The 8,254-nt window shown below is 36.9% G+C and carries 8 protein-coding genes; 2 read left to right on the top strand and 6 right to left on the bottom strand.

Features of this window, described 5'->3' with window-relative positions:
- Nucleotides 1-201: 201 nt before the first annotated feature.
- The 3 genes from RM552_RS14355 to RM552_RS14345 form a co-directional block, all read right to left on the bottom strand.
- The gene (locus RM552_RS14355) at nucleotides 202-1,266 is read right to left on the bottom strand and encodes a tetratricopeptide repeat protein (protein WP_311369546.1); all 1,065 of its coding nucleotides are present in this window, start codon (nucleotides 1,264-1,266) and stop codon (nucleotides 202-204) included.
- A 116-nt stretch (nucleotides 1,267-1,382) separates the two neighbouring features.
- The gene (locus RM552_RS14350) at nucleotides 1,383-1,823 is read right to left on the bottom strand and encodes a DUF3010 family protein (RefSeq protein ID WP_311369545.1); all 441 of its coding nucleotides are present in this window, start codon (nucleotides 1,821-1,823) and stop codon (nucleotides 1,383-1,385) included.
- Between the two features lie 58 nt (nucleotides 1,824-1,881).
- Nucleotides 1,882-2,085, bottom strand: coding sequence for a hypothetical protein (locus RM552_RS14345; protein WP_311369544.1), 204 nt, complete (start codon nucleotides 2,083-2,085; stop codon nucleotides 1,882-1,884).
- A 173-nt stretch (nucleotides 2,086-2,258) separates the two neighbouring features.
- Here RM552_RS14345 and RM552_RS14340 point away from each other — a divergent pair, with 173 nt between their 5' ends.
- A complete protein-coding gene (locus tag RM552_RS14340; protein WP_311369543.1) occupies nucleotides 2,259-3,095 on the top strand; it encodes a DUF2797 domain-containing protein in 837 nt (278 codons plus the stop codon).
- Nucleotides 3,096-3,232: 137 nt separating this feature from the next.
- Nucleotides 3,233-3,958, top strand: coding sequence for a hypothetical protein (locus RM552_RS14335; RefSeq protein WP_311369542.1), 726 nt, complete (start codon nucleotides 3,233-3,235; stop codon nucleotides 3,956-3,958).
- A gap of 26 nt (nucleotides 3,959-3,984) precedes the next feature.
- Here the strand turns inward: RM552_RS14335 and RM552_RS14330 are convergent, their stop codons facing one another.
- Genes RM552_RS14330 through RM552_RS14320 form a run of 3 tightly spaced genes read right to left on the bottom strand, consistent with a single transcriptional unit; the run spans nucleotide 3,985 to nucleotide 8,216 of the window.
- A complete protein-coding gene (locus RM552_RS14330; RefSeq protein WP_311369541.1) occupies nucleotides 3,985-5,199 on the bottom strand; it encodes a hypothetical protein in 1,215 nt (404 codons plus the stop codon).
- Nucleotides 5,189-7,549: an EAL domain-containing protein gene (locus tag RM552_RS14325; RefSeq protein ID WP_311369540.1), complete on the bottom strand. Its 2,361-nt coding sequence runs from the start codon at nucleotides 7,547-7,549 to the stop codon at nucleotides 5,189-5,191. The genes RM552_RS14330 and RM552_RS14325 overlap by 11 nt, the downstream gene beginning before the upstream one ends.
- On the bottom strand, nucleotides 7,542-8,216 hold the full coding sequence (locus tag RM552_RS14320) for a methylamine utilization protein (protein WP_311369539.1): 675 nt from the start codon (nucleotides 8,214-8,216) through the stop codon (nucleotides 7,542-7,544). The genes RM552_RS14325 and RM552_RS14320 overlap by 8 nt, the downstream gene beginning before the upstream one ends.
- Nucleotides 8,217-8,254 lie beyond the last annotated feature (38 nt).

The raw sequence follows: 8,254 nt of genomic DNA, 5'->3' as shown, positions 1-8,254 counted from the left end.
GCACGGTAGCTGACACCTTACTTACTCGCTAAAGTTTGTAGGGGCGTGCGGTACCATTAAACGCATGCAACCATATCAACCCGTTGTTTTAACAAAGCAACGGGTTTTTTATTGCCTTGAGTATGGGTATAAATATGCGTAAATGAAAGATATAGCGTTCTTCAAGCTTTAGGCTAGACAGTCAAGGTAGAGCCTACATAACTACTTATTTTGCTTTTTTAATGCTTTTCCGAGTGCTTTATGGACTTGTTTCATTTGCTTGTTTTCTTTATTTAATTCAACAGCATTAAAGAGTTTATCGGCTTTGCTAAATTGCTTATTTTCAAAATAAAGTCCGGCTAATCTCAATTTTGCCCAATCAAGGGATGGTAAATTATTGATTGGAAAATCTGCTTGTGGATACAATTCAATATACCTATTCATAGAATCAATACCATCTTGAAGATTCGTATTTGAAGCCAACGCTATTCGCCCTAATTGGTAATAAGAACCCAAAATTAATAACTGCTCAGAATGCAAAGCATTTATATAGTCTTCATTGTTAGAAAAATCTTCGCTATCAACAGAAATAGGTAAGTTACCCAGCTTCTTGTATGTTGTTATGGCTAACGAAAAGTCTTCAGTCATATTATAAAAGCTAGCTAAGTTTGCATGTAACGATATGGAATTAGGTTGTTCTTTGATGCCTTCATTGAGAATTGCTATTGCTTTGTCTGGTTTGTCATCTGCACTATAAACTCTTGCACTAGCAGCAATGCCGGCAGTACTATCAATCTTTTTAATAGCATTAGCTTCTATCATTGCTAATTCAATATCTCCACCTGCGATAGACGGCGCGGCAATGTAAAAAGACATTAACGCATTTCTATATTTTATTTGATCAGGTTTGAGTTCGACGGCTTTCTTCAAACTATTTAATGCTTTTTTTGCATACCCTAAAGCACTAAAAACGCTATCTTGAGCTTGGTCACCCATGATTCCTGCGTGGCTTAAATACATATCTGCATTTTCTGGATATGCTTTTATTGCCAATTCCGCAGCGTCTTCTGCATCATCTAGATCCATTCTCCTTAGTGCATTGATGTAAAGGGTAAAATGTTCAGGAGTGAAATTTTTTGTTCCCAATTCTTTAAGATTTTTGGAAACCAACTTATATTCACCTGACTTATAGAGGGTTTCGATTGCGCTCAGTTCAGCAGTAAACGCTTTAGAACATATTGCAACCGACAACAATACTACTAATTTAAGATGGTTATATTTGAACATTTACTTTCCTAAATAGAATAAGCATGTAGTAAGTTATGAAAGGTTATTATGACGTGTGATTAAAAGCTACAGGTAAAAAGTAACGAAAGGTAACAAAGATGTGTAAACTAAAAACACTAATCTAAATTGTAATGTTTATTCATGTGAGTCGCGTAAGCTACTTCAAACGCCGTTTGTTGAAACACTTTTAAACCTGTCTCTGAAAAAGCAACACTCAAAGGATTACGTTTTAAAGACTCTTTTAATTTTGCAGAAGACATAAGTTCAACGTCTATATCTTCTAACATTTGTATTGCTGCCTCCATTTTGAAGCCAAGTGCTCCACCTGCAAACTTGCCCTTTAGAGGACGTTCTTTTACAACAACAAGTTCCACTTTATAGTCTTGCATGAGTTTACGAAAGGTAGATTGAAAGTACTTAAGATCACTTGCCCGATTTTGTTTGTTAAAGTCAATTTTTCTTGACCTACAATCAGGTATAGACACTAAACCGTCGTGAAATGATAACAAGCATATTACTGCCTCAGTTCCTTTAATTTCTACGCCACAAACTAGCATGCTTCTCTCCAACGCTGATATTTAGGCGAGATTATAGCTGAATTTAAAGAAGAGTGTTTTAATGTTTTTGATTATCTTTTAAAACGTTATTTGAAACGTTGGTAAGTGACTTTCCAAGAAATGTGTCATGGGTAACTTCTAACAATTCCAAAACCTCGAGCATCAGTTGATGTGTTTTATCATCACCAATATCATGGCATTTAATCGCTAGATCTGCTGTTTCTTGTCTGAGTTGATTTAGTTTGTCGTCGATAAACTTCATAATTTCTCCGCTGAGTGTGAAGAATAATGCAGGGTCAGCTCATTAACAATCAATGAATCCCGTCGTGTATCATGAAATGCCTCGGAAAAAACTAACATTAATTAAATTGAAGTGAAATTATTCTTAACTAGCTGATACAATTACATGATGGCTCACAAACAAATGTAAATTTTATGACGACATGGTCTGGAAATATTTCAAAAATGAAAGCGTTTGCTTTTCCCGACGGGAAAGTAAATTATCAATTGCCAATTGGTGATGAATTGATTGAAATGAACACGCTAATTGGTAAAAATATTTCAGTAGAATATAAAGGTCAGATTAATTGTATTCATTGTTCCAGAAAAACTAACAAAAGCTTTAGCCAAGGTTACTGTTTTGTTTGCATGCGCGGCTTGGCACAGTGTGATACTTGCATCATAAAGCCTGAACTCTGCCATTATAGTGAAGGCACTTGCAGAGAGCCCGAATGGGGTGAAGCTAATTGTTTACAAGATCACATTGTTTATTTAAGCAATACTGGAAATGTAAAAGTTGGGATAACAAGGCATATCTCCGATAATGTCTCATCTCGATGGATTGACCAAGGTGCGACTCAAGCCTTAGCAATTTTGCGTGTAAAAGAGCGCTTGTTGAGCGGATTAGTCGAAACTGAAATTTCAAAGTTTATTGGTGATAAAACCAATTGGCGAACAATGCTTAAAGGTAAGGCAAAGTCTCTTGATTTAATCGAAATTAGAGACGAAGTGCTTAACAAGGTAGATCAAAAGATTTCTGAACTTCAACAGCAGTATGGTCTTCAAGCTTTACAAACTATAGACACAGACGTTGTTGAGATTACCTATCCCGTAAATAAATACCCAGAAAAAATTAAGTCGATAAATTTAGACAAAGATATGACTTTTAGTGGGGAGTTAGTCGGTATTAAAGGACAATACCTATTACTCGACCAAGAGCGCGTGATAAATGTTAGAAAATATGCTGGTTATTGTGTAAGTTTACACGCTTAATATCGTTTTATTGACGTGAAACTCTTATTGGTTTTGCTGATACCGTCGATACCATCAAACATCTCGCAAATTTATCAACTGAATCTAAGTTAGTCTTAAATTCGTAAAACAGATCTTCTTTAGGAATATTATTAATAGTGTCCAATTTGAACCGCACGATTATGTTATTGAGTTCGCTGTTACTGACAGCTCAAGTATTCGCGACTAATACATCTGGCGTCCACGGTCCAGTGATCAACCCTGAAGATAGTTCAGCCATGTATCGAATTTCTGTAGTGCCTGCTGAAAATGGTGAAAAAAATGCATTAGCGCATCGTTTTCACTATCAAGAAGCCATTGATGAAAGCTTTCGTTGGCGAGTGGTTGGGCAGATTATAGAACGTAATGGAAATACCGATTGGGATAATGTAAGAGCTGAATTACTGTGGTTTTTTAGACCCGCAACTGAAAACGATAATTGGAATAGTGGTATTCGCTTCGACATTCGAACACGTCGAGGTAACCGTCCAGAGCAGTTTGCTATTAATTGGACCAACGAATGGAAGTTAAGTGAGAAATGGCGTTTTCGAGGGCTAATAATAGGTGCATGGCAATTTGGTGGAACAGCCACTACAGGAACAATAGCCGAAACACGGGCAAGTTTAAGCTATAAATTAGATTCTGGTAGCAGAGTAAGTGTTGAAATGTTTAATAGCTGGGGTAAAGTTACTGACATTGGCAGTTGGAATGAGCAAAACCATCAATTAGGTAGTGTCATGTCTGGAAAATTGGGCAAGTTTACATACCAATTCGGTTACTTAGCGGGTATCTCAAACAGTGCTGATGATCATGATTTCAGGTTTTGGGTGTCTAAACAATTTTAATGTTTCGCTAGTTACTGATACGGATATTAAAAATTTAAAGCAAACACTAGCATATACTGAGTTTGCTGCTTCTTTTTAGTTTGGCCCAATAGCTCCCTATTCTCTACATCACTATTATGCTGGTGCCACTCAATGCCAAACTCATAATCCTCATTAAATAAGTATTTATAGGTAAGAGTATATGCTGTGCCATTGTTATCATTTGGATCGTATGGTTTAGCATCAGTTTCCTTTAAATAGTAATCATCAACACGTGCACTGAGACTATGTTTATCTTTTTGATATCTGAACATGGCATACCAAGCAACATAATCACCAGCGACCGCATTTGCCCCCATCAATGTAGAGCCTTTCATATATTGAGCTAATATTCGCCATTTTTGATTGATATTATGAATGTAAGCTAGGCTATGGAATTTAGTGCGCCATGCATATAGTCTATCATTATTGACGATTAAAGGATCAGCATCGTTGTCGTAGTAATAGTATCGAAACTCTGATGTTCTAAAATATTTTAGATGAGCACCTATATATCCTCCCAACTTGCCATCTATTTCTTGAAAAGGCTTTGTATAAGTTGGTGTCGGAATGTACGGCACAAGATTTTCGACGCTTGGGATAGGAGCAAATTGTATAATGTCATTATGAAGGCTTTGTCTATCGTGAGTAGCAAAACCGCGCCATGTCAGCAGGGCACCTGTGGTGTCATTGCCTTTAAATATTCCCGAATAAACATCCCAACTCCATGGGCTTTGGCGCTTTCTGCCACTTGAGTACAATGCAACTTCAGCTCCCAATATACGTAATTCTTCGCCAATCCAGGTATTAATAGCCGATTGTGTGTAGGTATATGGAGATAACCAACCTTTAGAAGAGTTTTCAACCGACATTTTTGGATAGAAAAAACCAGCTCTGGCTTTAAACTTGATAATGTTTGGACTTAAAGGTTTATAGATAAATGCAGCTTGAGTAATGCCAAGGGATTTTTCACCATCAGCAAAAATGTTGGCTACGGTATCGAAAGTCCAATCTTTGTTAAGCCTGAAATTGCCGTAAATAAAGCTTTGTTGTAACTGTAGTCCGCTATTTTCTGCTCTCAATAATCCTGTTCCTTTTTGTTGGTAACTGGATAAAGAGTCCTTGTTAATTAGCTGTATTTCAATCCGCCCGCCTAGGTTACTTGCTTGTGATAGAGATGAGAAAAAAAGAATGCTCAAATACAAGCATAACTTAAGCTTCATGGCATGCCTTTGTGACATCTCTTGTTTTTTGAAGAAGCCATTTTGAAGCGTCAGACGGTGGCATAGGCCTACTGATAAAGTAACCCTGAGCGTAAGTGCAGCCCATTTCTTCAAGTAAATTTAATGCAGCTAAATCCTCTACGCCTTCAGCAACCGTATGCAATCCTAAATTGTTTGCGAGTGAAATTAAGGTTTTTACCATCGCTTGGTCGTCGACACTTGTAGCCATTTCAAGTACAAAAGCTTTGTCTATTTTCAATTCGTTAACGGGCAACTTTTTTAGTTGCGCCATGGAAGAGAAACCCGTCCCAAAATCGTCTATTGAGATACCTATGCCAATTTTTGAAAGCAGATTTAGTGTTTGTAGAGCAACCTCTGTATCGCTCATAACTGCGCTTTCGGTGACTTCTAGTATCAGTTTATGAGGTTCTACATGATGTTTTGTTAATAAACCCACAACTATTTTAGCAAAATCAGGGTCGGCTAAGTCTATCGCAGAAATATTTACGGCCATTTTTAAATCCATACCTTGTTTATACCAATCACGATGCTGGCAAATTGCCGTTTCTATTGCCCATTGTGTAATTTGTCTAATAGCGCCAGATTGTTCAGCTAATGGAATAAAATCGTCGGGTGGAATAAAGCCTCGGTCAGGATGAATCCAACGTGCTAAACATTCTACATTTGTAATTTCTTTAGAAGCCAAACACAGCTTTGGCTGAAAATACAAACTTAGCTGATTTGAACTGACAATGTCTTTTAGCTCTGACAATGTTTGCAAACGTTCCACAGAAAATGTATTTAATTCACTTGAATACTCCAAACAAGCACTATGTTTGTTTTTGCATGCTTGTAAGGCTATGTCAGCTTGCAATAATAAGTTCGCTGAGCCATTGTTTTTGTCGGTATCATAATAAAAACTTGTAGCGCCTATATTAATATCAATATTCAGCGAGACATTATTGACACAAAAAACATGTTTAAACGACTGTTGTATGTCTGCCATGAATTCGCTCAAGCTATCGAAATCAAAGTTCAATAAGGCAAATTCGTTACTGCCCATTCGTGCAACAAACATATCGTTTTTGTAGCGACTATTGAGGCGTTTGCTGACTAATTTGAGTAATTCATCACCTGCTTCATGACCAATCGCATCATTTACTTCTTTAAAACGGCTTATATCGACAAGGGCAAGAAAAATGCTTGTATGTTTGTTTGATTTAAGTTGTTCATCCAAATATTGAATAAAACGAACGCGATTAGGCAATTCGGTTAAATTATCGTAAAACGCTAGCCGATTTATTTGTTCTTGCCTTGCTAACATACCCTCATGCATGTTCGAGACGGCATGCGACAAGGTATTTACTTCTTTCGTATCGCTAGATGGGAAATCGTGTACGTCTAAACCTTTTCCAATTTTATCGGTGATATGAATCAAGTTATCTATTGGTAGCGAAATATTTCGGGCAAGATATATTGCTAATACAAGCACGAATATTGAAATAAATACAAGTAAGCCAATCAATTGTGTAATCAGATTGTTATATGAAAAATATGCGTCTTCTTCAGCCGTTGAAAGCATTAAAGATATATCTGCATTGACAGCTTCGCCGACGGATTCAAGGGTATATAAATAGTGTCCCGTATCGAGATCAAAATTCTGAATACCAATTGCATTGGTCAGTGGGGAATTTACGATTTGCTCGACTATTTCAATGTCATAGCTTGATCGAATAATATCTTTATTATTCTTAATTAATGATACATCGAGTTGAGTCAGTTGCATCATTTCGTCATTAAACAATGCCTCAGCCGGAATCGCAAACACTAACCATGCCATAACATTGCGTGATCTAGGTGTGTTTTTTATTGCTACGGATTTGGTCAGAAATACATCATTGTTATTAACATGCCAAGTAATAGCGTCGTTTGCAAAGCGATTTGGGTTATTAATTGTACTTATATCAAAACCTCTTGTAGCGCTAATCAATTCGCCTTGCTGCCCAATAACACCATAATGAGTAGCGCTAAAACGTGTTGTAAAGTTTTCCATGGCTAAGTCTAGCGATTTTACGTCGTTTGCCGAATCAAGCACTAATTGTTTGGTACTAAAGTCACCAGAAAGAGTGTTAGCGGACTTAAATAAAACACGTGCTGCATCGTTCAGGTGTTCAGTGATCAATGCTGAGCTTACTTTTGTGTTTTGCATCAATAGTTTTTCAGAATGAGAAAATACGGCAAATTTAACAAAATAAAGGGTTGAAGTGATAACGACTAATACAATTGCAAAAAAGCTGGCGAGCAGTTTTATTCGTAATGAAGTTTCTGGAAAACTAAAAAATCTAGTCATAGTTATCCAATCCGCCAACCTTGTCGAATTCAGAGAAACTTGGCAATAAATCAGTACTTAATTGGATAGTGAAAAATGTATCATTTTTAGTTGAGTCAACATCAATGGAGTGTTCTTGCAGTATTTCTTTATTGTTTAGTCGAGGATGCCAAATATTGAGTGTATAGCCAGCATTTTCCATCGAGCTTGCAAATATGCCATCTTGATCAGTTGTTCCATATATTTCAGTATCAGCAACATATATGTAGCCCAGCATCCAATCATGTATATTGCAACCCAGTTCAACGATCCCTGCTTGATCAAACAAAACGCCCGTTTTTGATAACTTTGCTTGTATTGATATTTCAAATGTTTTAGCGGGTGAAAATGAATATACATGATGCTTTACAGTGTCAGTGTTTGGAAACTCGACTAAAGTGCCTTTATTTATCGCTAAAATATGTGGCACAAATTGCTGATTAATTTGTTGCATGGTCGCTTTTAGAGGAGCGCTACTTTTATTTGATTTGGTCTCGCCTGAAGGGTCAGCAGAGACCACTATATTACTGAGTGGGGTGCCGTCGAGAGCGAGCACTTTCACCTGTACTGAAACTTTAGCAAACATTTGGAGAGGAAATAGTAAGAGTAATATGCTTATTGCACTATAAATAAATGCTGTTCGCTTCATGAAAAAATCCGATTATCGTTGTCAGGAATATATCGGCA

The sequence above is a fragment of the Glaciecola petra genome, from assembly GCF_031846345.1.
GTDB lineage: Bacteria > Pseudomonadota > Gammaproteobacteria > Enterobacterales > Alteromonadaceae > Glaciecola > Glaciecola petra.
This window is presented reverse-complemented; position numbering and strand designations above follow the sequence as displayed.

Coding starts and splice junctions, on each gene's coding strand:
- RM552_RS14355 (WP_311369546.1), bottom strand. CDS start 1,266: ATGTTCAAATATAACCATCTTAAATTAGTAGTATTGTTGTCGGTTGCA.
- RM552_RS14350 (WP_311369545.1), bottom strand. CDS start 1,823: ATGCTAGTTTGTGGCGTAGAAATTAAAGGAACTGAGGCAGTAATATGC.
- RM552_RS14345 (WP_311369544.1), bottom strand. CDS start 2,085: ATGAAGTTTATCGACGACAAACTAAATCAACTCAGACAAGAAACAGCA.
- RM552_RS14340 (WP_311369543.1), top strand. CDS start 2,259: ATGACGACATGGTCTGGAAATATTTCAAAAATGAAAGCGTTTGCTTTT.
- RM552_RS14330 (WP_311369541.1), bottom strand. CDS start 5,199: ATGAAGCTTAAGTTATGCTTGTATTTGAGCATTCTTTTTTTCTCATCT.
- RM552_RS14325 (WP_311369540.1), bottom strand. CDS start 7,549: ATGACTAGATTTTTTAGTTTTCCAGAAACTTCATTACGAATAAAACTG.
- RM552_RS14320 (WP_311369539.1), bottom strand. CDS start 8,216: ATGAAGCGAACAGCATTTATTTATAGTGCAATAAGCATATTACTCTTA.